The 24,042-nt window shown below is 66.4% G+C and carries 24 protein-coding genes and 5 tRNA genes; 21 read left to right on the plus strand and 8 right to left on the minus strand.

The features are described from left to right. Positions 1–5: 5 nt before the first annotated feature. Positions 6–422, minus strand: coding sequence for a secondary thiamine-phosphate synthase enzyme YjbQ (locus MARPU_RS03505; RefSeq protein WP_005224672.1), 417 nt, complete (start codon positions 420–422; stop codon positions 6–8). 70 nt (positions 423–492) lie between these two features. Here MARPU_RS03505 and recG point away from each other — a divergent pair, with 70 nt between their 5' ends. Then, entirely contained in the window at positions 493–2,649 is a 2,157-nt protein-coding gene (recG, locus tag MARPU_RS03510) for an ATP-dependent DNA helicase RecG (RefSeq protein ID WP_084015130.1), read from the plus strand. 175 nt (positions 2,650–2,824) lie between these two features. Then, positions 2,825–3,727: a 4-hydroxybenzoate octaprenyltransferase gene (gene ubiA / locus MARPU_RS03515; protein ID WP_005224670.1), complete on the plus strand. Its 903-nt coding sequence runs from the start codon at positions 2,825–2,827 to the stop codon at positions 3,725–3,727. On the opposite strand, the gene MARPU_RS03520 is transcribed toward ubiA, so the two are convergent. The 3 genes from MARPU_RS03520 to MARPU_RS03530 are packed head-to-tail and all read right to left on the minus strand — an operon-like array spanning position 3,712 to position 5,483. Next, on the minus strand, positions 3,712–4,242 hold the full coding sequence (locus tag MARPU_RS03520) for a hypothetical protein (RefSeq protein WP_005224669.1): 531 nt from the start codon (positions 4,240–4,242) through the stop codon (positions 3,712–3,714). The genes ubiA and MARPU_RS03520 overlap by 16 nt on opposite strands. A gap of 44 nt (positions 4,243–4,286) precedes the next feature. Further along, on the minus strand, positions 4,287–5,033 hold the full coding sequence (locus MARPU_RS03525) for a HesA/MoeB/ThiF family protein (protein ID WP_025275091.1): 747 nt from the start codon (positions 5,031–5,033) through the stop codon (positions 4,287–4,289). A 39-nt stretch (positions 5,034–5,072) separates the two neighbouring features. After that, entirely contained in the window at positions 5,073–5,483 is a 411-nt protein-coding gene (locus MARPU_RS03530) for a hypothetical protein (protein ID WP_005224667.1), read from the minus strand. A 208-nt stretch (positions 5,484–5,691) separates the two neighbouring features. On the opposite strand from MARPU_RS03530, the gene MARPU_RS03535 reads away from it, so the two are divergent. Beyond that, entirely contained in the window at positions 5,692–6,495 is an 804-nt protein-coding gene (locus MARPU_RS03535) for a lysophospholipid acyltransferase family protein (RefSeq protein WP_005224666.1), read from the plus strand. On the opposite strand, the gene prmC is transcribed toward MARPU_RS03535, so the two are convergent. From prmC to hemA, 3 genes are read right to left on the minus strand one after another with little or no spacing between them, the layout of a single operon-like run. Further along, positions 6,448–7,314 carry a peptide chain release factor N(5)-glutamine methyltransferase gene (gene prmC / locus MARPU_RS03540; protein ID WP_005224665.1) on the minus strand — a complete coding sequence of 289 codons (867 nt, stop codon included), beginning with the start codon at positions 7,312–7,314 and terminating at the stop codon, positions 6,448–6,450. The genes MARPU_RS03535 and prmC overlap by 48 nt on opposite strands. A gap of 2 nt (positions 7,315–7,316) precedes the next feature. Then, positions 7,317–8,399 (minus strand): peptide chain release factor 1, encoded by a 1,083-nt coding sequence (gene prfA / locus MARPU_RS03545; protein WP_005224664.1) that lies wholly within the window; start codon positions 8,397–8,399, stop codon positions 7,317–7,319. Then, positions 8,396–9,670 (minus strand): glutamyl-tRNA reductase, encoded by a 1,275-nt coding sequence (gene hemA / locus MARPU_RS03550; RefSeq protein WP_005224663.1) that lies wholly within the window; start codon positions 9,668–9,670, stop codon positions 8,396–8,398. Before hemA ends, prfA begins: the two co-directional genes overlap by 4 nt. 438 nt (positions 9,671–10,108) lie before the next feature. Here hemA and MARPU_RS03555 point away from each other — a divergent pair, with 438 nt between their 5' ends. The 7 genes from MARPU_RS03555 to MARPU_RS03585 all read left to right on the plus strand — a co-directional run bounded on the left by MARPU_RS03555 (position 10,109) and on the right by MARPU_RS03585 (position 17,042). Further along, positions 10,109–11,836 (plus strand): tetratricopeptide repeat protein, encoded by a 1,728-nt coding sequence (locus MARPU_RS03555; RefSeq protein ID WP_005224662.1) that lies wholly within the window; start codon positions 10,109–10,111, stop codon positions 11,834–11,836. Then, positions 11,833–12,735 (plus strand): 4-(cytidine 5'-diphospho)-2-C-methyl-D-erythritol kinase, encoded by a 903-nt coding sequence (gene ispE, locus MARPU_RS03560; RefSeq protein ID WP_005224661.1) that lies wholly within the window; start codon positions 11,833–11,835, stop codon positions 12,733–12,735. The genes MARPU_RS03555 and ispE overlap by 4 nt, the downstream gene beginning before the upstream one ends. A gap of 48 nt (positions 12,736–12,783) precedes the next feature. Beyond that, positions 12,784–12,859, plus strand: a tRNA-Gln gene (locus MARPU_RS03565). A 36-nt stretch (positions 12,860–12,895) separates the two neighbouring features. Next, a complete protein-coding gene (locus MARPU_RS03570) occupies positions 12,896–13,849 on the plus strand; it encodes a ribose-phosphate diphosphokinase (protein WP_005224660.1) in 954 nt (317 codons plus the stop codon). A gap of 136 nt (positions 13,850–13,985) precedes the next feature. Next, positions 13,986–14,597, plus strand: coding sequence for a 50S ribosomal protein L25/general stress protein Ctc (locus MARPU_RS03575; RefSeq protein WP_005224659.1), 612 nt, complete (start codon positions 13,986–13,988; stop codon positions 14,595–14,597). Positions 14,598–14,716: 119 nt separating this feature from the next. Further along, positions 14,717–15,301, plus strand: coding sequence for an aminoacyl-tRNA hydrolase (gene pth, locus MARPU_RS03580; RefSeq protein ID WP_005224658.1), 585 nt, complete (start codon positions 14,717–14,719; stop codon positions 15,299–15,301). A 313-nt stretch (positions 15,302–15,614) separates the two neighbouring features. Further along, positions 15,615–17,042 carry an OmpP1/FadL family transporter gene (locus tag MARPU_RS03585; RefSeq protein WP_232229494.1) on the plus strand — a complete coding sequence of 476 codons (1,428 nt, stop codon included), beginning with the start codon at positions 15,615–15,617 and terminating at the stop codon, positions 17,040–17,042. A 51-nt stretch (positions 17,043–17,093) separates the two neighbouring features. Here the strand turns inward: MARPU_RS03585 and MARPU_RS03590 are convergent, their stop codons facing one another. Next, complete coding sequence (locus tag MARPU_RS03590) at positions 17,094–18,431, minus strand: UDP-glucose dehydrogenase family protein (protein WP_005224656.1); 1,338 nt, start codon at positions 18,429–18,431, stop codon at positions 17,094–17,096. A 288-nt stretch (positions 18,432–18,719) separates the two neighbouring features. Between MARPU_RS03590 and MARPU_RS03595 the strand changes: the two genes are divergently transcribed. The 11 genes from MARPU_RS03595 to rplL all read left to right on the plus strand — a co-directional run bounded on the left by MARPU_RS03595 (position 18,720) and on the right by rplL (position 23,966). After that, a tRNA-Tyr gene (locus MARPU_RS03595) sits at positions 18,720–18,804 on the plus strand. Between the two features lie 99 nt (positions 18,805–18,903). Then, a tRNA-Gly gene (locus tag MARPU_RS03600) sits at positions 18,904–18,978 on the plus strand. Positions 18,979–19,013: 35 nt separating this feature from the next. Continuing rightward, positions 19,014–19,089, plus strand: a tRNA-Thr gene (locus tag MARPU_RS03605). Positions 19,090–19,155: 66 nt separating this feature from the next. Beyond that, entirely contained in the window at positions 19,156–20,346 is a 1,191-nt protein-coding gene (gene tuf / locus MARPU_RS03610; RefSeq protein ID WP_005224655.1) for an elongation factor Tu, read from the plus strand. A 57-nt stretch (positions 20,347–20,403) separates the two neighbouring features. Further along, positions 20,404–20,479 (plus strand) — tRNA-Trp (locus MARPU_RS03615). Between the two features lie 32 nt (positions 20,480–20,511). Then, on the plus strand, positions 20,512–20,889 hold the full coding sequence (secE, locus tag MARPU_RS03620) for a preprotein translocase subunit SecE (protein WP_005224654.1): 378 nt from the start codon (positions 20,512–20,514) through the stop codon (positions 20,887–20,889). A gap of 2 nt (positions 20,890–20,891) precedes the next feature. Continuing rightward, positions 20,892–21,425, plus strand: a complete 534-nt coding sequence (gene nusG, locus MARPU_RS03625) for a transcription termination/antitermination protein NusG (RefSeq protein WP_005224653.1) — start codon at positions 20,892–20,894, stop codon at positions 21,423–21,425. Positions 21,426–21,574: 149 nt separating this feature from the next. Next, on the plus strand, positions 21,575–22,009 hold the full coding sequence (rplK, locus tag MARPU_RS03630; protein WP_005224652.1) for a 50S ribosomal protein L11: 435 nt from the start codon (positions 21,575–21,577) through the stop codon (positions 22,007–22,009). Continuing rightward, the gene (gene rplA / locus MARPU_RS03635) at positions 22,009–22,701 is read left to right on the plus strand and encodes a 50S ribosomal protein L1 (protein WP_005224651.1); all 693 of its coding nucleotides are present in this window, start codon (positions 22,009–22,011) and stop codon (positions 22,699–22,701) included. The genes rplK and rplA overlap by 1 nt, the downstream gene beginning before the upstream one ends. Positions 22,702–23,002: 301 nt before the next feature. Next, positions 23,003–23,530: a 50S ribosomal protein L10 gene (gene rplJ, locus MARPU_RS03640; RefSeq protein WP_005224650.1), complete on the plus strand. Its 528-nt coding sequence runs from the start codon at positions 23,003–23,005 to the stop codon at positions 23,528–23,530. Positions 23,531–23,588: 58 nt separating this feature from the next. Then, complete coding sequence (gene rplL, locus MARPU_RS03645) at positions 23,589–23,966, plus strand: 50S ribosomal protein L7/L12 (protein WP_005224649.1); 378 nt, start codon at positions 23,589–23,591, stop codon at positions 23,964–23,966. Positions 23,967–24,042: the final 76 nt, after the last annotated feature.

A 24,042-nucleotide genomic window follows, 5' to 3' on the forward strand; every position in this document is an offset into this window, starting at 1 on the left:
GCCTCTCAGGCCCCGTTGAGGGTGAGGGTGAGCCGGCGCTGCTGTGCGCCGGTGCGGTGCTCGTAGAGATAGACCCCCTGCCAGGTGCCGAGCGCGCAGCGTCCGTCGCTGATCGGGAGGGTCAGGTCCATCTTGGTGAGGATCGCGCGCAGGTGCGCCGGCATGTCGTCCGGGCCCTCGGCGGCATGGGTATAGACCGGGTCGCCGTCGGGGGCGAGCCGGGCGAGGAAGTGCTCCAGATCGTGCCGGACCGAGGGGTCGGCGTTCTCGCACAGCAGTAGCGAGGCACTGGTGTGATGCACGAAGACGTGGCAAAGTCCAGTAACGATGGCGCTCTGGCACACCCGTTGCTGAACCGCGTCGGTGATCTCGTAGGTGCCGCGACCCCGGGTCGCGATGCTGAGGTGGTGTTGTTCGATCATCGGCGGGGGCTGCTGGTCTCTGGGTCCAGTGACGAAGGTGGGGTCGCGGCGCCGTACAGCGACGGGTGCCATGTACGGGGCCCGCGCGGCGATTAGAGCAGACAGCAGCGCCTTGATTCAAACCGTACCAGATCACAAGCCTGGCGACACCGAGGCACTCGACCAGATCCCGGTCGAGCGGTTGCACCGTGTCGGGCCCCGGGTGGCCGAGCGCCTGACCCGGCTCGGTATCCACAGCGTCCAGGACCTGTTGCTGCACCTGCCGACCCGCTATCAGGATCGCAGTCGCGCGGTGCCACTCGCCGAGTTGCGTGTCGGCCAGGAGGCGCTGGTCGAGGCCGAGATCGGCGAGGCCGGGATCGCTCTCGGGCGGCGCCGCTCGCTCAAGGTGTGGCTCACCGACGGTGGACTCGGTGCGCTGATGCTGCGTTTCTTCCACTTCGGCAGTCAACAGGTCTCGGCATTGCGCCCGGGGGTACGGCTGTCGTGCTACGGCGAGGTCCGCCAGGGACCGCGCGGTCTTGAGATGGTGCACCCGGAGTATCGCATCCAGGGTGCCGGGCAGGAGGGGCTCGAGCCCGGACTGACCCCGGTCTATCCCGCCACCGAGGGGTTGAACCAGGCCTCGCTGCGCGGACTCACCGAGCAGGCCCTGGCGCTGCTCGAGACCCGCGCCCCGGCCGAGTGCCTGCCTGCCAGCGTGCTCGACCCTCTGGGTCTGCCGACCTTGAGCGAGGCGCTGCGCTATCTCCATCGCCCACCGCCCGAGGCGACCCTGGAGGCGCTGGTCGAGCGCCGTCACCCGAGCTTTCAGCGCCTGGCCTTCGAGGAGCTGGTGGCGCACCAGGCGAGTCTGCGTCAGTTGCGCGAGACCCAGGGGACGCAGGTCGCGCCGCCGCTCGCCGGTGACGGTGCGCTGCGCGCGCGGTTGCGTGCGCGTCTGCCGTTCTCGCTGACCCCGGCGCAGGAACGGGTGGTCGGCGAGATCGCCGCCGATCTCGCGCTGCCGCGGCCGATGCATCGGCTGCTGCAGGGCGATGTCGGCGCCGGCAAGACGGTGGTCGCCGCGCTCGCCGCGCTGCAGGCGATCGAGTGTGGGCACCAGGCGGTGCTGATGGCTCCCACCGAACTGCTCGCCGAGCAGCACCTCCGTACCCTCGGTGGCTGGCTCGACGAACTCGGCATCACCACGCTGTGGCTGACCGGTCGTCACAAGGGGCGCGAGCGCGCCGAGCTGCTGGCGCGCATCGCCTCGGGCGAGGCGCGGCTGGTGGTCGGCACCCATGCGCTGTTCCAGGACGAGGTGCGCTTCGCCGAGCTGGGACTGGTGATCATCGACGAGCAGCACCGCTTCGGTGTCCACCAGCGCATGCGACTGCGCGAGAAGGGCGGGGGCGAGGGGGCGCTGGCCCACCAGCTGATCATGACCGCCACGCCGATCCCGCGCTCGCTGGCGATGACCATGTACGCCGACCTCGACCTCTCGGTGATCGACGCCCTGCCGCCGGGGCGCCAGGCGATCACCACGGTGGCGGTGCCCGATGCCCGTCGCGACGAGGTGATCGAACGGGTGCGCGAGGCCTGTGCGCAGGGGCGTCAGGCCTACTGGGTCTGCACCCTGATCGAGGAGTCGGAGGTGCTCGAGTGCCAGGCCGCTGAGGAGACCGCGCGTCAGCTCGCCGAGCGACTCAGCGGGCTGCGTGTGGGGCTGGTGCACGGGCGCATCCGTGGCGCCGAGCGCGAGGCGGTGATGGCCGCCTTCGCTGCGGGTGAACTCGACCTGCTGGTGGCGACCACGGTGATCGAGGTCGGGGTCGACGTGCCCAACGCCAGTCTGATGATCATCGAGAACCCCGAGCGCCTGGGGCTCGCCCAGCTCCATCAGCTGCGTGGCCGGGTCGGGCGCGGCGCGGTCGAGAGCCACTGCCTGCTGCTCTATCGTGCGCCGCTCTCGGCGGTGGCGCGCGAACGCCTGGGGATCCTGCGCGCCACCAACAGCGGCTTCGAGATCGCCGAGCGCGACCTGGCGTTGCGCGGCGCCGGCGAGGTGCTGGGCACCCGCCAGACCGGTGCGGTGCAGTTCCGTATCGCCGACCCGCTGCGCGACCAGCAGTTGCTGCCCGCCGCCCAGCAGGCCGCCGACCAGGTGTTGAGCGCCCATCGCGGGCTGTTCGAGCCGCTGGTACGTCGCTGGCTCGGGGATCGTGTCGACTACGGTCGCGCCTGAGGCGCATCGATCGCGCCCGGCGCGGCTGTGCGATAATCGCCCCACCTGCGGACGATGCCGGGGCCCGTCTCCCGTGGCCGCCTCGTCGCGACCCCTGCCGACCGTCCCGTCCTCCGTCGTCCCGACGGGGGCATCGTCGCCAATGTCATGAATCAGGTGAGAGTCGACCTGCGATATGAGTCTTCAAGAGGTAACAGCCAAGGCGCTGCGTCCCGCCTTCTGGCGTGAGCGGCTGCATGGATACATGCTGCTGGTGCGGTTCAACCGGCCGATCGGCAGCCTGCTGCTGATGTGGCCCGCGCTCTGGGCGCTGTGGTTCGCCGGCGCGGGGCAGCCGCCGTGGTCGATCGTGCTGATCTTCGTCCTCGGGGTGGTGCTGATGCGCTCAGCCGGGTGCGCGATCAACGACTATGCCGATCGTGACTTCGACGGTCATGTGCGGCGCACCAGCCAGCGCCCGCTGGCCACCGGCCTGGTGAGCGCGGGCGAGGCGCTGGGGGTGTTCATCGTCCTCTGTCTGGCCTCCTTCGGCCTGGTGCTGCTGCTCAACTGGCAGACGATCGTGCTGTCGGTGGTGGCGGTGGCGCTGACCGCGCTCTATCCCTTCATGAAGCGCTATACCCACCTGCCGCAGCTCTTCCTCGGCGCTGCCTTCGGCTGGGCGATCCCGATGGCCTTCACCGCGGTGACCGGGACCATCCCCTTCTATGCCTGGGTGCTGTTCGTCGCCACCCTGATCTGGGCGCTGATCTACGACACCCAGTACGCCATGGTCGATCGCGAGGACGACCTCGAGATCGGCGTGAAGTCCACCGCGATCCTGTTCGGGCGCTGGGACCGTGTCATCATCGGGCTGTTGCAACTCCTCATGTTGGCGCTGTTGCTGTGGGTCGGCACGGTCACCGGGCGCGGTGACTGGTACCTGTTCGGGTTGGCCGCCGCCGCCGGGCTGGCCCTCTATCAGCAATGGCTGATCCGTGCGCGCGAGCCGGGTCCCTGCTTCGCCGCCTTCCTCAACAACAACTACTTCGGCATGGCGGTGTTCGTCGGGCTGGTGCTCGACTACGCGTTCGGCTGAGCCTCGCCCTCAGCCCGTTGTGCGGTCGGGGCGGGATGGCGCGCCACCACCCAGGCTGGCAGCCGCGCCTCGTGGGCGTGGTAGAGGGCGTCGGACTCGACGATCACCAACACCAGCACGGTCGCCATCACCGGCAGGATGCCGGTGCCGGCGACCAGCGCCCACACCGCCTCCTTCATCATCCCGCCATAGGTGTAGCCGACCCAGCCGAGGGTCGCGCTCGCCACCAGCAGTGTCAGCATGGTCAGGAAGATCCGGCTGCGGCGCGCGCACACCTGCCAGTGACACATCACGTACCAGGGGTCGCGCCCGCGGGCGCGGCGTGCCCGCCACAGGATGAAGCCGAGGATGGCGAAGGAGATCGTCGGGATCAGCGCCAGTAGCCAGGGGAAGCTGCCGGCGATGCCGCCGATGGCCACCGTCATTAGGATGTGGTTGCCGATCAGGTTGGTGAGGAAGAGTTCGTGCGGCACCTTGGCGCGGCGGAGTTCGTCGGGGCTGACTGCGAATCGCATCTGTGAGGTCTCCGGCTGCGGGGCCGCGCGAGGCGGCCTGCTGGTCATCCGTGCCCGCCGCACACCGGGCAGTCGGGATCGGGGGGGAGGGTCAGGCTGCGCCACTGCATGCGCAGCGCATCGAGCAGCAGCAGCCGACCGAACAGCGGCTCGCCGATGCCGGTGAGGATCTTGATCGCCTCGGTGGCCTGGGTCGCCCCGATGATGCCGACCACCGGTCCGAGCACGCCGCGCACCGCGCAGCCCTCCTCCTCGCCGATCTCGCGTGGATAGAGGCACTGGTAGCAGGGGCCGCCGGGACGCCCGGAGAAGGCGCTGACCTGGCCCTCGGTGCCGATTGCCGCGCCCGAGACCAGGGGGATGCCGGCGTCCATGCAGGCGGCGTTGATGGCGAAGCGGGTGGCGAAGTTGTCGCAGGCGTCGATTACCAGATCGACGTCGGCGATCAGCTCGGGCAGCCGGGTGGCGGTGGCGCTGCCCTTGAGCGGCACCAGCGCGACCTCGGGGTTGAGCGCCGCCAGCCGGGTCATCGCCGAGTCGACCTTGGGTCGGCCGACGGTGGTGCTGTCGTGGACGATCTGGCGGTGCAGGTTGGAGAGGTCGACAGCGTCGAAGTCGGCCAGGCGCAGCTCGCCGACACCGGCGGCGGCCAGATACATGGCGATCGGCGAGCCGAGGCCGCCGAGTCCGATCAGCAGCACGCGTGCCTGGCGCAGGCGTCGCTGACCGTCCTCGCCGAAGCCGGGGAGCAGCATCTGGCGGCTGTAGCGTGGATCTGGATGCGGGTTCATGGTACTGCTGCGGGCCGGCCCGGGCGGGGGTGTGGTGGCTCAGAGATAGCGGCGCCAGTGCTCGGGCCGCTGGTCGCGACAGCCGTGTTCGATCTGTGCGTAGCGCTTGGCGAAGACCTGCTTGAGACAGTTGCCCTTGCACCTGGGGTAGCCGAGATTGGCCCGCTGGGTCTCCTCTGTGTAGTGATAGAGCGCGCGCCTGACCTTGGGGAGCAGACTGTTGTCGAGATGCAGCCCGAGTTCGCCGAGCGCCTCGTCGATCTCCTGCAGGGTGAGTTGAAGCACATCGTAGCGCACCCGCAGCAGACAGGGCGAGAGCGCCCCGGTGGCGAGCACGCCCTCGACCTCGGCGAGGAAGGCCGCTGCGGTCGCGGCCTGATCGGGGTTCGGATGCAACTCCTGGAACGGGATCTCGCGCTCCTTGATGCGGTCGACGTCGACGCTGTCCATAGTGGCTGCCCAATGCTAGTCGTGGTCGCGAAAGAATCAACCCGGACGGACCGGTCGGTCGCGACGGTGGCTATAATCGGGCCTCGTGGCGCCTGTCCCGAGGGGTGATGGTGCCCCGCCGGCGGCGCACGCAAGGCCTGGTCCCGGGCGCTGTGCCGGGGGTGATTGTCGTAGACCTGCTGTCCGAGAGATGGGAGCGGATTTGCCGATGTACAACGACAAGGCCGATCTGGGGGTGTGGCTGCGCAGCTTCCTGTTCTTCGTCCTCTACAATCTGATGGGGATCGTCCACAGCCTGGTCTCGCTGTTGCTGGCGCCCTGGATGGACTTCGCGCAGCGCCATCGCTTCGTCAACCTGTGGTCGCGCGCCACCATGTGGTTGTTGCGCCGGCTCAATGGCGTCGAGATCGTCGTCGAGGGGCGCGAGCACATCCCCGTCGGCGAGGCGGTGGTGGTGATGGCCAATCACCAGAGCCAGTGGGAGACCTTCTATCTGCAGTTGCTGGTCTCGCCGCAGGCCACGGTGCTCAAGCGCGAACTGCTGTGGATACCCTTCTTCGGCTGGGGGCTGGCGCTGCTCAAGCCGATCGCGATCGATCGCGGCCGTCCGGTCAACGCCTTCAAGACCATCCTCCGGCTCGGACGCGAGCGGTTGCGCGCGGGCATCAGCGTGGTGATCTACCCCGAGGGGACGCGCCAGCCGCCGGGGCGGATCGGGCGGTTCAACGGCGGTGGTGCCAAGCTCGCCTGCAAGGCCGGGGTGCGGGTGCTGCCGATGGTGCACGATGCCGGTCATTGTTGGCCGGCGCGCTCGGTGCTGCGCCGCCCCGGGCGTATCCGGCTGATCATCGGGGCGCCGATCGGCTGTCCCGATGGTGATCCGGAGCGGCTCAGCGCGCGGGTCGAGCAGTGGATGCGCGAGACTGCGGCGCGGCGGTTGGGGATGGGTACGCCTGCGCCGCGTTCAGCGGCGCCCGAGCGTGATCCGGTCGAGTCCGGCGAGATCGTCTAGGGTCGCGACCTCGACGAGTCCGGCGGCACCGAACAGCGCGCGTGCCGCGACGCCTTGGTCGCAGCCGTGCTCGACCATCAGCCAGCCGCCGGGACGCAGACAGCGCGGCGCCTCGGCGAGGATGGTGCGGATCGCCGCCAGCCCGTCGGCACCCGGGGTCAGCGCGCCGGGGGGCTCGAAGCGCAGGTCGCCCAGGTCGAGATGGGGGTCGTCGCCGTCGATATAGGGCGGGTTGCTGAGGATCAGGTCGCAGCTCCCGGTGGCGACGGCCCCGAGCCAGTCGCCCGTGACCAGGTCGACCTCGAGCCCTAGACGGTCGCGGTTGGCGCGCGCCACGGCGAGCGCCGCACCGCTGCGGTCGGTGGCGGTGATCCGCCAGCGCGGGCGTTCGCTGGCCAGGGCCAGGGCGATCGCGCCACTGCCGGTGCCGAGATCGAGCACGGTGGCCGTGCCCGCCGGGCCGCGCGCGAGCGCGGTCTCGACCAGCAGTTCGGTCTCCGGGCGCGGGATCAGGGTGTCCGGGGTGACGCCGAGTTCCAGGGTCCAGAACGCCTGGGTGCCACGGATGTAGGCGATCGGCTCGCCGTCGAGTCGACGTCCGAGCAACGCGGCGAAGGCCGTGGCGGTGGTGGCATCGAGTCGGCGCTCGGGCCAGGCACGCTGGCTGGTGCGCGACCAGCCGCTGCACTGTTCGAGCAGCAGCTCGGCCTCAAGCCGCGCCGCCGCGCCGGCGAGCGCGCCCAGCGCCGCGGCGGCCCGGGTCAGGATCTCGTCGGTGCGCTGCTCGGCGAAGGTGGCGGGGGAGGGCGCTCGGGCCACCCTCAGGCGCCGCTCATCATCGCGGCGAGTTGCTCGCCCCGGTATTCGGTGAGCAGTGGCTCGATGACCTGATCGAGCGCCCCGGCCATCACCTCGTCGAGCTTGTAGAGGGTGAGGTTGATGCGGTGGTCGGTGACCCGGTTCTGCGGGAAGTTGTAGGTGCGGATACGCTCGGAGCGGTCTCCGCTACCGACCTGCAGGCGGCGTGACTCGGACTGCTCCGAGGTCTGGCTGGCCTGGGCCTCGGCGAGCAGCCGGGCTTGCAGCAGCGACATGGCGCGCGCGCGGTTCTTGTGTTGCGAGCGCTCCTCCTGACACTCCACCACGATGCCGCTGGGCAGGTGGGTGATGCGGATCGCCGAGTCGGTCTTGTTGACGTGCTGACCACCGGCGCCGGAGGCGCGATAGGTGTCGATACGCAGGTCGGCACTGTTGATCTCGATCGAGTCGATCGCCTCGACCTCGGGCAGCACGGCGACGGTACAGGCCGAGGTGTGCACCCGTCCCTGCGACTCGGTCTCGGGGACGCGCTGTACGCGGTGCGCGCCGGGCTCGAACTTCAATCGCGAGAACACCCCGCTGCCGCTGATGCGCAGCACCACCTCCTTGTAGCCGCCGAGTTCTCCGGCGCTCTCGGAGATCGGCTCGACACGCCAGCCGAGCAGTTCGGCATAGCGCATGTACATGCGCATCAGATCACCAGCGAACAGCGCCGCCTCGGCCCCGCCGGTGCCGGCGCGGACCTCGAGGAAGGCGTTGCAGCGGTCGTTGGGATCGGGCGGGATCAGCAGCGCGATGAGTTCGGGTTCGAGTGCTGTGCAGCGCGACTCGGCCTCGGCCAGTTCCTCGCGGGCGAGCGCGGCCATCTCGGTATCGGCGAGCATCTCGCGGGCCGTGGCGATGTCGTCCTCGGCCTCGAGATAGCGCCGATAGCAGGCCATCAGCGGATCGAGCTGGGCATACTCGCGGCTGAGGTCCCGGAAGCGGTTGGGATCCGCCTGGGTCTCGGCGTCCGCGAGCAGCGCCATGAGTTCGTCGAAGCGATCCGAGATACGCTCCAGCTTGCCCCGGATCGATGGGTTCATGAATTGGCGGTACGGTTGTTGGTGTCGAGTTGGAACAGCTCGTTGGCCGCCTCGAGGATCTCCGCATCACCGTCACGCGCCGCCTGACGCAGCCGCGAGCTGGGCGCGTGCAGCAGCTTGTTGGTGAGGGTGTGGGCGAGGAACTTGACGATCTCGGCCGGCGGCTTGCCGGCGTCGAGCTGACGCAGTGCGCGGGCCAGTACCTCGTCGCGCAGCGCCTCGCCACGGAGACGGTAGTCCTGGATCAGACCGGCGGCATCGAGCGAGCGCAGCCAGGCGAGGAACTCCTCGGTATGGAAGGCGATGATCTCCTCGGCCTGCTCGGCGGCGGCCTGACGCGAGCGCAGGTTCTCGTCGATGACCTCCTTGAGGTCGTCGATGGTGTAGAGATAGACGTCGTTGAGGTCGGCGATCTCGGGTTCGATGTCGCGCGGCACGGCGATGTCGACCATGAACATCGGGCGGTGCTTGCGCTTCTTGAGCGCGCGCTCGACCGTGCCCTTGCCGAGCACCGGCAGCGGGCTGGCGGTGGAGGCGATGACGATGTCGGCATCGGCGAGGTGACCGGCGATCTCGGTCAGGGCGATGGCGAAGCCATCGAACTGAGCGGCGAGTTCGTGTGCGCGCTCGACGGTGCGGTTGGCGACGATGATGCGGCCGATGCCGTTGTTGTGCAGGTGACGGGCGGCCAGCTCGATGGTCTCGCCGGCACCGATCAGCAGTGCGGTCTGCTGCGACAGGTCGCTGAAGATCTGGCGCGCCAGGTTGACCGCGGCGAAGGCGACCGAGACCGGGTTGCTGCCGATGGCGGTCTCGGTGCGCACCGTCTTGGCCACCGAGAAGGTGTGCTGGAACAGCCGACCGAGCAGTTTGCCGGTGGCGCCGCAGTCGCGCGCGGTCTGGTAGGCGTTCTTGACCTGGCCGAGGATCTGCGGTTCGCCGAGCACCAGCGAGTCGAGACCGCTGGAGACGCGCAGCAGGTGGGTGACCGCGTCACGTTCGGCATAGGCGTAGAGGAAGGGGTCGATACGCTCGAGTTCGACGCCGTGGAACTGGCTCAGCCAGTGGCGCACGGATAGCTCGGCACCGTCCTCGATGGCGCAGTAAAGCTCGGTACGGTTGCAGGTGGAGAGGATCACCCCCTCGCTCACGTCCTGGCATCCGGTCAGGTCACGCAGGGCTCCGGCGATGATGTCTGGACCAAACGCCAGCCGTTCGCGGATGTCGACCGGGGCGGTCTTATGGTTGAGTCCGAGAACAAGCAGCTTCATATCGGTATCTGTCTTGGAGTTTCGCTCAGCGATGGGAGAGGTCGGGCTGCCGTCGTTGCCGTCGGCGCCGGCCCGGCCCCATGGGGCGTCACGGTCGCATCATCTCAAAGGGCTTACGTCCGAGTTCCTGCCACCGATAGACTGCGCATCCAATGGGTGCAAGCAGCAACATGGTAGCAACTTTTTGCCGCCCTGGACCAATGCCGTCCACCCTCCGGGCGTTGCAAAAACGGATACGGATTGACCTGGCGCAGTCGTCTCGACGGTTTATGCCCGTCGGGGGATGGGCGCTGCGGTCGGCCCTCACCGGTTGCGCGCCGCTGGCGCGTCCTGATGCACAATAGTGCTCCGTCGGCGTTGCGTGCAAGCGCCACGCTCGGTGACCGACCGCGGCGCCGGCAGAGTCCACATTTAGATGCCAAGTGCCTGGAAGCCTCCATGTCCTCGATGCCTCTCAAGCCGATTCCCGCCAGCCTGCTCGGATTGGCGCTGGTCTGGCCGCTCAGCGCGTTCGCCGCGGCACCGACCGCGGGTGCCGATGCCGAGCAGGTGTTCGCCGTGCTCGCCGCCGAGGTCGCGGCGCAGCGCGGCGAGCTGGCGCTGGCCCATCGCTACTATCTGGAGGCGGCGACGCTGACGCGCAATCCGCGTCTGGCCGAGTTGGCGGTGCGCAGCGCCATCAGCGCCGATGCGGATGCTGCCGCCTGGCGCGCGGCCCGGTTGTGGCTGACGCTTGCGCCGGAGGCGGTCTCGGCCCACCAGGTTGCGGCCTTTCTGAGCATCCGCGCCGGCGACATGGGGGCGGCGCTGAACCATCTGCGCCGGATCATCGAGCTGGCCGGCGACACGGTCGCCGATGCCTATGCTCAGGTGGTCTCGATCGTCGCCCGCGCCCCCGACGTGGAGACCCGTCTGGCACTGATGCGCTCGCTGGTCGATGTCTTCCCTGAGAGCGCCGAGGCGCGTCAGTCGCTGGCGATGGTGGCGGCCAGCGCCGGGCGTTTTGAACTCGCCGACGCCGCAGCGCGGCGCGCCCTGGCACTGCGCCCGGACTGGAACAAGCCGCGGCTGTTCCTGGTCCGTCTGTTGCTCTCGGGGGATCGGCGCGAGGAGGCGCGCACCCTGCTCGAGGGCTTCGTCGCCAACAGCCCGGACGATGCCGCGTTGCGCATGCTCTATGGTCAGTTGCTGGTCGACGATCAGGAGTACGGTACCGCGCGCGAGGTGTTCGCGCGGTTGCTCGCCAATCAGCCCAAGCAGCCCGATGTGTTGTTCGCGCTCGGCATCCTCTCCTTGCAGCTCGACGATCTCGATTCCGCGCGCGGTTACCTCGAGCGGCTCTACGGCACCGGGCAGCGACGCGACGAGGCCGCCTTCTATCTCGGCCAGACCGAGGAGCGCGCCGGGCGCGATCCCCAGGCGGTCGTCTGGTACGCCCGGGTGGGTGATGCCAACGAGACCGATGCCCAGGTGCGCATCGCCCTGATCGAGGCTCGCGGCGGGGATCTCGAGCGCGCTCGCGAGATCTTGCAGCGGCTGCGTGACCGCACCCCCGAGGACGCCATCGCGCTCTATATGGTCGAGGCCGAGATCCTCGCCGAGGTCGATCGGCCCGAGCAGGCGATGGCGGTCTATGCCGCAGCCCTCGAGGTCTACCCGGACGAGCCGAACCTGCTATATGCTCGCGCGCTCTATGCCGTGGAACGAGATCGTCTCGATCTCGCCGAGCGGGATCTGCGCCGGATCATCGCCGCCGATCCCGAGCATGCCGATGCGCTCAACGCCCTGGGCTATACCCTGGCCGATCGCACCGAGCGTTACCGTGAGGCACGCGACTACATCGGGCGCGCCTATGCGCTCAAGCCCGATGAGCCGGCGATCCTCGACAGCATGGGCTGGGTCCACTACCGGCTCGGTGATTACGACACCGCGCTCGACTATCTCGAGCGTGCCCTGGCCGCGCTCGATGATGGCGAGATCGCCGCGCATCTTGGCGAAGTGCTGTGGGTGTTGGGTCGTCACGCCGAAGCCTGGGCGGTATGGGAGGCGGCGCTCGAGACGCATCCGGGGCACGCCTATCTGATGGACGTGATCGAGCGTCATCGCTCCTCGCGTACCGTCTCCGACGATGACAACCAACTGCAGCCAAGAGAGTCGCAACCATGATCGACGAAGCCGTCACCGACAACGATGCCTGGAGTGTCTGGCCCGCTCCGGCCAAGCTCAACCTGATGCTGCGGGTGGTGGGGCGTCGTGCCGACGGCTACCACGAGCTGCAGACGGTGTTCCAGTTCGTCGATCGCTGTGATCGGCTGGGTTTTCGGGTGCGTGACGACGGTGAGGTGCGACGCGATGGCGCGCTACCGGGGGTCGATGCCGAGGCCGATCTCACGGTGCGTGCTGCGCGCGCGTTGCGGGCGGCGACCGATTGTTCGCTCGGGGTCGATATCCGCTGTGAGAAGGTGCTGCCGATGGGCGGGGGACTCGGTGGCGGTAGCTCGGACGCTGCCACTACCCTGGTGGCGTTGAACGCGCTCTGGGGGACCGGGCTCGATACCGAGGCGTTGGCCCGGTTGGCGCTGCCGCTGGGGGCCGATGTACCGGTGTTCGTGCGCGGTCAGGCAGCCTGGGGCGAGGGGGTCGGCGAGCGGCTCACCCCGGTCGAACTCCCCGAGCCCTGGTTCCTGGTGCTGGTGCCGCGCTGCTCGGTCTCGACCCAGGCCGTGTTCACGCATCCGCGATTGACACGCGACTCGAAACCGATCAAACTTGCCGACTTTACAGACGGGGATGTCGTCAACGATTGTCTCCCTGTCGTCCGCGACGAGTATCCAGCGGTTGCCGACGCCCTCGATTGGTTATCCCAATGGGGTGAGGCCAGGCTCACCGGGACCGGGGCCTGCGTATTCGCGGCATTCGCCGGGCGCGATCAGGCACTCGCAGCCTGGGAGCAGCGCCCCGCTGGAATCGACGGCTTCGTGGCACGCGGCTGCAATCGTTCTCCGCTGCTCGATCGGCTCGCAGACATCGACACTCAGCTGTCGAGTCGACACGGCCAAGCTTAAGGGACTGCGCGTCTCGTCGTATCAAACCGAACATCGTCTTTCATCTTTTGGGGCGTGGCCAAGCGGTTAAGGCACCGGGTTTTGATCCCGGCATCCCCAGGTTCGAATCCTGGCGCCCCAGCCATATCAGCTCTGCAATCGCGCAGACAGGAAGATGCCAGTGCCCGCCAGCCACATGATGGTCTTCTCCGGGAATGCCAACCCGGAGCTTTCGGCTGAAATCGCAAGTCGCCTCAATCTCCCGCTGGGCAAGGCCGTCGTCGGCCAGTTCAGCGACGGTGAGGTGATGGCCGAGATCCAGGAAAACGTGCGTGGGCGTGACGTCTTCGTCGTCCAGCCGACCTGTGCCCCCACCAACGACCACCTGATGGAGTTGCTGGTGATGGTCGACGCCTTGCGTTGGGCCTCGGCCAAGCGTGTCACTGCGGTGATTCCCTACTTCGGCTATGCCCGCCAGGATCGGCGTCCGCGCTCGGCACGCGTGCCGATCAGCGCACGGATGGTGGCGAAGATGATCGGCAAGGTGGGCGCCGATCGCGTGCTCACCGTCGATCTGCACGCCGACCAGATTCAGGGCTTTTTCGATATCCCGGTCGATAATGTCTACGCCTCGCCGATCCTGCTCGGCGACATTTGGCGCCAGAAGCACGACGACCTGATGGTGGTCTCGCCCGACGTCGGTGGCGTGGTGCGCGCGCGCGCCGTGGCCAAGCGCCTCGATGATGCCGATCTGGCGATCATCGACAAGCGTCGTCCCCGTGCCAACGAGGCCCAGGTGATGAATATCATCGGCGATGTGCGCGGTCGTTCCTGCGTGATCGTCGACGACTTGGTCGACACCGCCGGCACCCTGTGCCGAGCGGCCGAAGCGCTGAAGAATCACGGCGCCAAGATGGTCGCGGCCTACTGCACCCACCCGGTGCTTTCCGGGCCGGCGGTCGACAACATCACCAACTCGGTGCTCGATGAGCTGGTGGTGACCAATACCATCCCGCTGCGGGGTGCGGCCGCCGAGTGCGCGAAGATTCGTCAGCTCAGCATCGGCGAGCTGCTGGCCGAGACCATGCGGCGCGTCTCGACCGAGGAGTCGGTCAGCTCGTTGTTCGTCGACTGAGTCAGTTCTGGTGTCGTGCGCCGCTCCCTCTTGGCGTGCGATCCGGCCGCAAGCATGTGGCCATCGAGCGCCGGAGTCCTGGTCGCGGGACCCCGGCGTATTTCATTGAGTCCCTTGATAGATCTGGAGAACGCTGATGAGCGTCGATTTCAACATCGTTGCGCAGCCGCGCGAAACCGTGGGGAAGGGTGCGAGCCGCCGCCTGCGTCGCGCCGGCGAGGTGCCCGCCATCGTCTACGGTGGCCACCAGGAGCCGCAGATGATCACCCTGCCGCACAACGAGCTGCTCAAGCACCTCGAGCACGAGGCCTTCTATTCCCATGTGCTGACCCTTCAGGTCGGTGACGAGACCTCGTCGGTGGTGCTCAAGGACCTGCAGCGTCATCCCGCCAAGCCTTTCATCCAGCACGTCGACTTCCTGCGCGTCACTCAGGGTGAGAAGCTGCGCATGAGCGTGCCGCTGCACTTCCTCAACGAGGAGAGCTGCGTCGGCGTCAAGGCCGGTGGTCTGGTCTCGCGTTCGCTGACCGAGGTCGAGGTGAGCTGCCTGCCGCAGGATCTGCCCGAGTACATCGAGATCGACATGGTCGCGATGGAGGTTGGTGCCATCCTTCACCTCTCCGAGCTGCAGCTGCCGGCCGGTGTCGAGCTGGCCCACGCCGCAGGTGACGAGGTGGTGGTCGCTATCCAGGCGCCGCGCGGTGGTGCCGATGAGGAGTCCGAGGGCGAGGATTCCGCCGAGGCCTGATCGGTCTCCAGGCCCCGGCGGTGTGCCGCCGGGGCAAACGCCTGCAAGGCGTCCCCGTTCTTTTCCGGGTATCCTCCCGATGCCTGAATCTGTCCCTCTGTACGGAATAGCCTGCATAGATGTCGAATGATGGCATTCGTCTGATCGTCGGTCTGGGCAACCCTGGGGCCCAGTACGAGGCGACGCGTCACAACGTCGGTTTCTGGTTCGTCGATTCCCTCGCCAGGTCCGCCGGCGTCGACTTCCGCCCGGAGAGTCGCTTCCATGGCGAACTCTGTCGCTGCGTGATCGGCGGTCGCGATCTGCGCCTGCTCAAGCCCTCGACCTACATGAACCATAGTGGCCGCTCGGTGGCTGCGGTGGCGCGCTATTTCGACATCCCGCTCGAATCCATCCTGATCGCTCATGACGAACTCGACCTGCCGGTCGGCGCGGTTCGACTCAAGCAGGGAGGTGGGCATGCCGGGCACAACGGTCTGCGTGACTCGATCTCGGCCCTGGGTGGGCGTGATTTCTGGCGTCTGCGGATCGGTATCGATCATCCCGGTGATCGCTCGCTGGTGACCGGCTATGTGCTCGGTCGACCCTCGGGTAGTGACCGTCAGGCGATCGACGATGCCCTGTTCGAGACCGAGCGAGTCCTCGACGACCTGTTGCAGGGACGCTTCCAGCAGGTGATGAACCGCTTGCACGCCGGGCGCTGATCTCCTCGTCGCTTGTGCCCGCGGGTGTCCTCAGTGCCCATCCTCCCGGGCGACAATCCCTTTCGTACATGCTGATGACTGCTTGTCTTTGACAAAACGCAATCGTTCCAGCAGGATTCCGTCCCAACCCCTTGATCGGTCGTCGCTGTGCTGATGCTGGCGAGGTCGGCATGCGCCGGGACGGCTCGATCGCTGTACAGGGAGTGCAGTCCGCCGGTTCGTCGAGTGCTTCGTCTCAGATCACGCAACGGAGGGGCAGTGCATGGGGGCAAGGTTTCGAGGCGTCTTGGTGGCGTCAGTGGTGCTGGGGGGGGTGTCGACGCTCGCGTCGGCGACCAATGGGTATTTTTCGCACGGCTGGGGTGCGCGCTCCAAGGCGATGGCGGGGGTCGCCACTGCGCTTCCCCAAGATACCCTGGCCGCAGCCACGAACCCCGCCGGCATGGCCTTCGTCGGTGAGGGGATAGATATCGGTGTCGCTTTCTTTCATCCGTCGCCGCGCGGCTACGAGGCCAACCCCGACTTCGCCGTCGATCCGGCGACGGGGTTCCCGGCCGGCCCTTTCGTCACCCCGGGTGACTATGACAGCGATGCCGACTGGTTCCTGATCCCGAGCTTCGGCTACAACCGTCCGCTCGGTGAGCGAGCCACCATCGGGGTCAGCGTCTTCGGCAACGGCGGGATGAACACCCGGTATCGCGATCGTGCGGTGTGGGAGAACTTCGCTGCTGCGCCGGATCAGCTCGCCGGGGTTCCGGGTGCGGGTGAGATCGCCAGTCCGGGCGGGTTGCTGTTCCTGCCGACCAATCCGCCGCAGCCGGTGACCGACCCGAGTGTGCCGCCACCGCCGACGGGCAACAACGCCAACCCCGGCGGCTACTTCACCGCGACCACACCGACCGGTGTCAGTCTCGAGCAGCTGTTCATCGAGATCCCCTATACCTACCGATTCGCCGGCGGCCGTCAGGCGCTGGGCATCGCGCCGGTGTTCGCCATCCAGCGCTTCGAGGCCGAGGGCCTGGAGCCCTTCCGTGGCGCATCGGTTGCCCCGGACCGGGTGACCAACAACGGTGAGGAGTGGTCCTATGGCGCCGGTCTGCACCTGGGGTGGTATGGGCAGGTGAGCGAGCGCCTAGCGCTCGGCGCCTCCTACCGCACCCGTATCTACATGACCGATCTCGACGACTACGAGGGGCTGTTCGCCGGTGGTGGCGAATTCGACATCCCGGCGATGCTCAATCTCGGTCTGAGCTATCGGCCCTGGCGTGACCTGACCCTGGCGTTCGATTACCAGCGCATCTTCTATGGCGACATCGACGCCATCGCCAACTCCAATGCGCGCGACATCTCCGCCTGTTTCGCGCCCGGCGCCAAGCCCTCCTACTGTCTCGGTGGCGACAATGGTGTGGGGTTCGGCTGGGAGACCATGGATGTCTTCAAGTTCGGTGTGCGCTACGACGTCGACGAACGGCTCAGCCTGATGGGTGGGGTGAGCTACAACAGCGACTTCACCGATGGCTCCATGGCCCTGTTTAACATCCTCACCCCGGCGACCGTGCGCTGGCACCTGACGCTGGGGGCGAGCTACCGGGCGAGCGACCGCGACCGCTTCACCTTGGCCTTGTCCTATATGCCGGAGGAGCGGCTCGACGGTGCTAACCCGAGCATCACCCAGGACCAGACCGGGAGCCTGTACATGCAGCAGCTCGATATCGAGATCGCCTGGAGTCGGCGTTTCTGACGGTGGGGTAGGGCGCGGTCGCGCCGGTGCGCGACCGCGTGGCGGGGTGTTTCAGGCGGGGGTGGCCGGTGCGCGACCGATCGAGAGATAGGTCAGGCCGGCTGCGGTGGCCTGCTGCGGATCGAGGATGTTGCGTCCGTCGAGCAGTAGCGGGCGGGTGAGGGTGTCGCGGATGAGACGGAAGTTGGGGCTGCGGAACTGGGTCCACTCGGTGACGATCACCAGCGCATCGGCGCCGACCAGCGCGGCGGTGGCGTCCTCGGCGAGCACCAGGTCGGGGCGCTCGCCGTAGAGCCGGCGGGCCTCGTCCATCGCCACCGGGTCGAACGCCTGTACCTTGGCGCCGGCTGCCCACAGCGACTCCATCAGCACCCGGCTCGAGGCCTCGCGCATGTCATCGGTGTTGGGCTTGAAGGCCAGCCCCCAGAGCGCGATGGTGCGCCCGGCGAGATCGCCGTCGAACTGCGCCTTGAGCTTGTCGAACAACAGCTCCTTCTGGCGGAAGTTGACCGCCTCGACCGCCTGCAGCAATTGCGGCTCGTAGCCGACGCCGCGCGCAGTGCGCTCGAGTGCGCGCACGTCCTTGGGGAAGCAGGAGCCGCCGTAGCCGCAGCCGGGATAGATGAACTGGTAGCCGATACGGGGATCCGAGCCGATGCCGACACGGACCTTCTCGATATCGGCGCCGACGATCTCGGCGATGTTCGACAGCTCGTTCATGAAGCTGATCTTGGTCGCCAGCATGGCGTTGGCGGCGTACTTGGTCAGCTCGGCCGAGCGTACGTCCATCACCATCAGTCGGTCGCGGTTGCGGTTGAAGGGGGCGTAGAGCGCGCGCAACAGCTCGGCGGTGCGCGGGTTGTCGGTGCCGACGATGATCCGATCGGGACGCATGAAGTCCTCAATCGCTGCGCCTTCCTTGAGGAACTCGGGGTTGGAGACGACATCGAAGTCGGCGCTCTGGCCGCGCTCGGAGAGGGCGCTGCGTACGGTGTCCGCGACCTTGTCGGCGGTGCCGACCGGGACGGTCGACTTGTCGACGAGGATGCGGTAGCCGTCCATGTGCTGGCCGATGGTGCGGGCGACCGAGAGCACGTACTGCAGGTCAGCCGACCCGTCCTCGTCGGGTGGTGTGCCGACGGCGATGAACTGGAAGAGCCCGTGCTTGACCCCGGCCTCGGCGTCGGTCGAGAAGCGCAGTCGTCCGGCTTCGCGGTTGTTGCGGATGAGTTCGTCGAGTCCCGGCTCGTAGATCGGTACTCCGCCATTGTTGAGCAGGTCGATCTTGTCCGGGTCGACGTCGATGCAGAGGACATCGTTCCCGACCTCGGCGAGACAGGCGCCGGTGACCAGGCCGACATAGCCGCTGCCGAATATTGTTACTTCCATACTGGGATCTCCGAGTCCGAAGTGATTGGCTGTGTGATTGGGTTGCGTTTGGGGTCGTGAAGCGGGTATCTTAAGCGGCTACTCCGGTTGTCGGCGACGGGCTGTCCCGGTCAGCAACTGGGTCTTTGGCATCAAGCGCTCGATTCTGTCCTTCACTCGAGCTGATCATGGTATCAGTCAGTAGTGTCCAAGGCGTTAATGGGAACCGGGTGCGCTGGAGGCAAGAAATAAAGTGCTGTAGGCGTGTTGACAAAGCTAAAAACGACGCCTAGAATGTGCAGCTCTTTTGGAGGGGTTCCCGAGCGGTCAAAGGGATCAGACTGTAAATCTGACGGCTCAGCCTTCGGAGGTTCGAATCCTCCCCCCTCCACCAAGTTTCCGTCCTGCGGGGCGGCGCCGCGAAGACCGCGGCATGGCGGTGGTCGATCTTCATTGGGTCGGTCGTCGCAGGGTGAGCTGACGTATCTGCCTTGCGGGTGTAGTTCAACGGCTAGAACCTCAGCCTTCCAAGCTGATGATGTGGGTTCGATTCCCATCACCCGCTCCAAGTTCAAGGTGCCCTGGCACTGTGAAGTAAGTTTTGCCCATGTAGCTCAGATGGTAGAGCACACCCTTGGTAAGGGTGAGGTCACCGGTTCAATTCCGGTCATGGGCTCCATTTTTTCAGTTCGGTTGCGCGCATCCAGGCGCGCCTGGTCGATTTGAAACATGCGGGGAGCCGTTCATGTCCAAAGAAAAATTCGAACGTAGTAAGCCTCATGTCAACGTTGGCACCATCGGCCACGTCGACCACGGCAAGACCACGCTGACGGCTGCGATCACCACGCACCAGGCGCGCAAGTACGGTGGCGAGGCGCGTGCCTACGACCAGATCGACAACGCACCCGAAGAGCGCGAGCGTGGCATTACCATTGCCACCGCGCACGTCGAGTACGAGTCCGATACCCGTCACTACGCGCACGTCGACTGCCCCGGCCACGCCGACTACGTGAAGAACATGATCACCGGTGCGGCGCAGATGGACGGCGCGATCCTGGTGGTGTCGGCCGCCGACGGCCCGATGCCCCAGACCCGCGAGCACATCCTGCTCTCCCGTCAGGTCGGCGTGCCCTACATCATCGTCTACCTGAACAAGGCCGACATGGTCGACGACGCCGAGCTTCTCGAACTCGTCGAGATGGAAGTGCGCGAGCTGCTCTCGAGCTACGACTTCCCGGGTGATGACACCCCGATCGTGACCGGTTCGGCCAAGCTCGCCCTCGAGGGCGACACCTCGGAGATCGGTGGTCCGTCCATCGACAAGCTGGTCGAGGCGCTCGACAGCTACATCCCCGAGCCCGAGCGTGCCGTCGACGGCGCCTTCCTGATGCCGATCGAGGACGTGTTCTCGATCTCGGGTCGCGGCACCGTGGTGACCGGTCGTGTCGAGCGTGGCGTGATCAAGGTCGGTGAAGAGGTCGAGATCGTCGGCATCAAGGACACCACCAAGACCACCTGCACCGGCGTGGAGATGTTCCGCAAGCTGCTCGACCAGGGCGAGGCCGGTGACAACGTCGGCGTGCTGCTGCGCGGCACCAAGCGTGAGGACGTCGAGCGTGGTCAGGTGCTGGCCAAGCCCGGCAGCATCACCCCGCACACCAACTTCGAGGCCGAAGTCTACGTGCTGAGCAAGGAAGAGGGTGGTCGTCACACGCCCTTCTTCAACGGCTATCGTCCGCAGTTCTACTTCCGCACCACCGACGTGACTGGTGCCTGCGAGCTGCCCGAGGGCATCGAGATGGTCATGCCTGGCGACAACGTCAAGATGACCGTCCAGCTGATCGCGCCGATCGCGATGGAAGAGGGTCTGCGCTTCGCTGTTCGCGAGGGTGGTCGTACCGTCGGCGCCGGCGTGGTCTCCAAGATTATCGAGTAATTGTTTGATCTCCGGTCACGCGCCCGATGGGTGCGTGATTTGGAAAACCTAGTTTCTAGGCCAGTAGCTCAATTGGCAGAGCAGCGGTCTCCAAAACCGCAGGTTGGGGGTTCGAGTCCCTCCTGGCCTGCCATACAACTCATCGCTTAGGCGACACGCGAATCCATGAATTCACGCGCAGAAGCCCGTGGCGCCAGCTTGGATACACTCAAGCTGGTTGCTGCTGCTTTTTTGTTGGTCGGCGGTATCGTTGCCTTCTACCTCCTCAAACCTCTCTCGACCCTGTTGGCGGTCGTCGGTCTGCTGATTATCACGGGTGTCGCGGCGTTCGCTGTCTTCAAGACCGAGCGCGGCCGTGTCCTGTGGCAATTTGCAGGTGATGCGCGCATGGAGGTCCGCAAGGTCGTCTGGCCTTCGCGGCAGGAAACCATTCAGACCACCTTGGTGGTCATCGTCATGGTTCTGATCGTTGGTATCGTGCTTTGGTTGTTCGACATGATGCTGATGGGAATCCTGCGTTTCCTGACCGGTCAAGGAGGCTGAAGATGGCACAGCGGTGGTACGTCATCCATGCCTACTCGGGGTTCGAGGGGCAGGTCAAGCGCTCACTCGAAGATCGCGTCAAGCGTGCTGGTCTCGAGGACCTGTTCGGGATGATTCTGGTCCCGACCGAAGAGGTCGTCGAGGTGCGCGGCGGTCAGCAGCGCAAGAGCGAGCGTAAGTTCTTCCCGGGTTACGTCTTGGTCAATATGGAAATGACCGACGAGACCTGGCACCTCGTCAAGAGTGTCCCCAAGGTCATGGGCTTCATCGGTGGAACCGGTGATCGTCCCGCGCCTATTCCCGAATCCCAGGCCCAAGCCATCCTGCAGCGCCTCGAGGAAGGCGGTGAGAAGCCGCGTCCGAAGGTGATCTACGAGCCGGGCGAGGTCGTGCGCGTAATCGATGGGCCGTTCACCGACTTCAACGGTGTGGTCGAGGATGTCGATTACGAGAAGAGCCGGGTCAAGGTCTCGGTGCTGATCTTCGGGCGCGCCACTCCGGTCGATCTCGAGTTCTCTCAAGTCGAGAAGGGTTGATCGCAACTCGTGTCGTCCCCGTGACGACGTGATGTATCCCGGTCGTCGCCATTCAGCGGCGACCTCCGTACCAAGCCCCCGCCCGGGGGTCTGACATTGGGGAGCCAAGGTCTCGAATCTTCGGCGTCTGCACCCATTGGAGAATCATTGTGGCAAAAAAGATCACAGCCTACATCAAGCTGCAGGTCAAGGCCGGTGAGGCCAACCCGAGCCCGCCGGTTGGTCCCGCGCTCGGTCAGCACGGCGTCAACATCATGGAGTTCTGCAAGGCGTTCAACGCCAAGACGCAGGACGTCGAGAAGGGTCTGCCGATCCCGGTGGTCATCACCGTCTACTCCGATCGCAGCTTCACCTTCATCACCAAGACGCCACCTGCGGCCATCCTGTTGAAAAAGGCCGCTGGTATCCCGAAGGGAAGTGCGACGCCCAACACCGTGAAGGTGGGGGTAGTGACCCGCGAGCAGCTCGAGCAGATCGCGACCACTAAGATGGCGGATCTGACCGCCGCCGACATGGATGCCGCCGTGCGCACCATCGCCGGTAGCGCTCGCGCTATGGGTCTCGACGTCGAGGGGGTGAACTGATGGCCAAGCTGACCAAGCGTATGCGTGCGATCCGTGAGCGGGTCGAGCCGGGCAAGCTCTATGCTCCGGAAGAGGCCTTCGGGTTGCTCAAGGAGCTTTCCCAGGTGAAGTTCTCCGAGAGTGTCGATGTCGCCGTCAACCTCGGCGTCGATCCGCGCAAGTCGGATCAGGTCGTGCGTGGTTCCACCGTGCTGCCCAACGGCACCGGCAAGACCGTGCGCGTGGCTGTGTTCACTCAGGGTGCCAACGTTGAGGCCGCCAAGGAAGCCGGTGCCGACAAGGTCGGTTTCGAGGACCTGGCCGAAGAGGTCAAGGCCGGCAATCTGGACTTCGATGTGGTCATCGCCTCCCCGGACGCGATGCGCATCGTCGGCCAGCTCGGCAAGGTGCTCGGTCCCCGTGGTCTGATGCCGAACCCGAAGGTCGGTACCGTGACTGCCGACGTCGCCGAGGCCGTGCGTAATGCCAAGGCCGGTCAGGTGCGTTATCGCACCGACAAGGCAGGTATCATCCATTGCCCGATCGGCAAGGCCGATTTCGAGCCGGCGCAGCTGCGCGAGAACCTCGAGGCCTTGCTGGCCAACCTGGTCAAGGCCAAGCCGGCCAGCGCCAAGGGCGTGTACATGCAGCAGGTGACGGTCTCCACCACCATGGGGCCGGGCCTGACCGTCGACCACTCGGGCCTGATCTGAGTGCGACGTCCCCGGGCCTGGTGCCCGGGGCACGAAGGCAGTGCCTTCGTGCGCTAAACATCTTTGGGGCCCCGATTTAACGGTCGGGGGCCGTCAAAGACCGCAGGTGTCTTCCTCGGCGCATCGGAGTGTGCGCGCGGATGACTCAATGGGAACGCCCCGCCTGCGCAGACGGTGCTCCAGAATCAAGTCAATGACTGATGACGGCGCACGCTATCCGCATGTCGTGGACTCGCAGGATGCACATCCATGATCTGCGCCCCGGTGCAAGTCGGGGTTCATATAGTCAGGAGGTGACGAAGTGGCGCTGAATTTCGCCCAGAAAGAAGCGATCGTCGCCGAAGTCGCGGAAGTCGCCAAGAGCGCTTACTCGGCCGTCGGTGCCGAGTATCGGGGTTTGACCGTGGACGAGCTGACCCAGCTGCGCGTGGAAGCACGCAAGGCCGGCGTCTATGTTCGCGTGGTCAAGAATACCCTGGCTCGTCGCGCGCTGGAAGGCACGGACTTCGCGTGCATGCAGGAGGGTCTCACCGGCCCGCTGATCCTTGCATTCTCGCAGGAAGATCCGGGCTCGGCCGCGCGCGTCGCCGAGGCCTTCGCCAAGGACCATGACAAGTTCCAGGTGCGTCTCATCGCCCTGGGCGGCAAGCTGTTGCCTGCCTCGGAGCTCGGTAATCTCGCGAAGATGCCGACCTACGATCAGGCCGTCAGCATGCTCATGGCTACCATGAAGGCTCCGGTGCAGAAGCTCGCAGCGACCATCAACGAAGTGCCGGGCAAGCTCGTGCGCACCGTTGCCGCGATTCGCGATGCCAAGGAAGCCGCCTAACAGGCGCTTCCCATCCCGTACCAGTTCGATCAACAGTATTCATCCCTAGGAGATCCCCATGGCCGTTTCGAAAGACGAGATCCTCGAAGCGATTGGCAACATGACCGTGCTCGAGGTCGTGGAGCTGATCGAAGCGATGGAAGAGAAGTTTGGCGTGACCGCCGCTGCCGCCGTTGCCGCCGCTCCGGCCGCTGCCGGTGGTGATGCTGCCGCCGCTGAAGAGAAGACCGAGTTCGACGTCGTGCTCGCCTCGTTCGGCTCCAACAAGGTTGCCGTCATCAAGGCCGTCCGTGGTCTCACCGGTCTTGGCCTGAAGGAAGCGAAGGAGGCCGTCGAGGGCGCTCCGACCACCCTGAAGGAAGGCGTGTCCAAGGACGAGGCCGAAGAGGCCAAGAAGCAGCTCGAAGAGGCTGGCGCAAGCGTCGAAATCAAGTAAGGGCGCATTGCCTCGCCACGTCTTCGGCGGAGCGTTCGGGCTGGCGGCGACGAGCCGCCGGCCTTTTCCCGTTGGG

Origin of the sequence: Marichromatium purpuratum 984, from assembly GCF_000224005.2 — a bacterium.
Taxonomy (GTDB): Bacteria; Pseudomonadota; Gammaproteobacteria; order Chromatiales; family Chromatiaceae; genus Marichromatium; species Marichromatium purpuratum.

Coding starts and splice junctions, on each gene's coding strand:
- MARPU_RS03505 (WP_005224672.1), bottom strand. CDS start 422: ATGATCGAACAACACCACCTCAGCATCGCGACCCGGGGTCGCGGCACC.
- recG (WP_084015130.1), top strand. CDS start 493: ATGTACGGGGCCCGCGCGGCGATTAGAGCAGACAGCAGCGCCTTGATT.
- ubiA (WP_005224670.1), top strand. CDS start 2,825: ATGAGTCTTCAAGAGGTAACAGCCAAGGCGCTGCGTCCCGCCTTCTGG.
- MARPU_RS03520 (WP_005224669.1), bottom strand. CDS start 4,242: ATGCGATTCGCAGTCAGCCCCGACGAACTCCGCCGCGCCAAGGTGCCG.
- MARPU_RS03525 (WP_025275091.1), bottom strand. CDS start 5,033: ATGAACCCGCATCCAGATCCACGCTACAGCCGCCAGATGCTGCTCCCC.
- MARPU_RS03530 (WP_005224667.1), bottom strand. CDS start 5,483: ATGGACAGCGTCGACGTCGACCGCATCAAGGAGCGCGAGATCCCGTTC.
- MARPU_RS03535 (WP_005224666.1), top strand. CDS start 5,692: ATGTACAACGACAAGGCCGATCTGGGGGTGTGGCTGCGCAGCTTCCTG.
- prfA (WP_005224664.1), bottom strand. CDS start 8,399: ATGAACCCATCGATCCGGGGCAAGCTGGAGCGTATCTCGGATCGCTTC.
- hemA (WP_005224663.1), bottom strand. CDS start 9,670: ATGAAGCTGCTTGTTCTCGGACTCAACCATAAGACCGCCCCGGTCGAC.
- MARPU_RS03555 (WP_005224662.1), top strand. CDS start 10,109: ATGTCCTCGATGCCTCTCAAGCCGATTCCCGCCAGCCTGCTCGGATTG.
- ispE (WP_005224661.1), top strand. CDS start 11,833: ATGATCGACGAAGCCGTCACCGACAACGATGCCTGGAGTGTCTGGCCC.
- MARPU_RS03575 (WP_005224659.1), top strand. CDS start 13,986: ATGAGCGTCGATTTCAACATCGTTGCGCAGCCGCGCGAAACCGTGGGG.
- pth (WP_005224658.1), top strand. CDS start 14,717: ATGTCGAATGATGGCATTCGTCTGATCGTCGGTCTGGGCAACCCTGGG.
- MARPU_RS03590 (WP_005224656.1), bottom strand. CDS start 18,431: ATGGAAGTAACAATATTCGGCAGCGGCTATGTCGGCCTGGTCACCGGC.
- tuf (WP_005224655.1), top strand. CDS start 19,156: ATGTCCAAAGAAAAATTCGAACGTAGTAAGCCTCATGTCAACGTTGGC.
- secE (WP_005224654.1), top strand. CDS start 20,512: ATGAATTCACGCGCAGAAGCCCGTGGCGCCAGCTTGGATACACTCAAG.
- nusG (WP_005224653.1), top strand. CDS start 20,892: ATGGCACAGCGGTGGTACGTCATCCATGCCTACTCGGGGTTCGAGGGG.
- rplA (WP_005224651.1), top strand. CDS start 22,009: ATGGCCAAGCTGACCAAGCGTATGCGTGCGATCCGTGAGCGGGTCGAG.
- rplL (WP_005224649.1), top strand. CDS start 23,589: ATGGCCGTTTCGAAAGACGAGATCCTCGAAGCGATTGGCAACATGACC.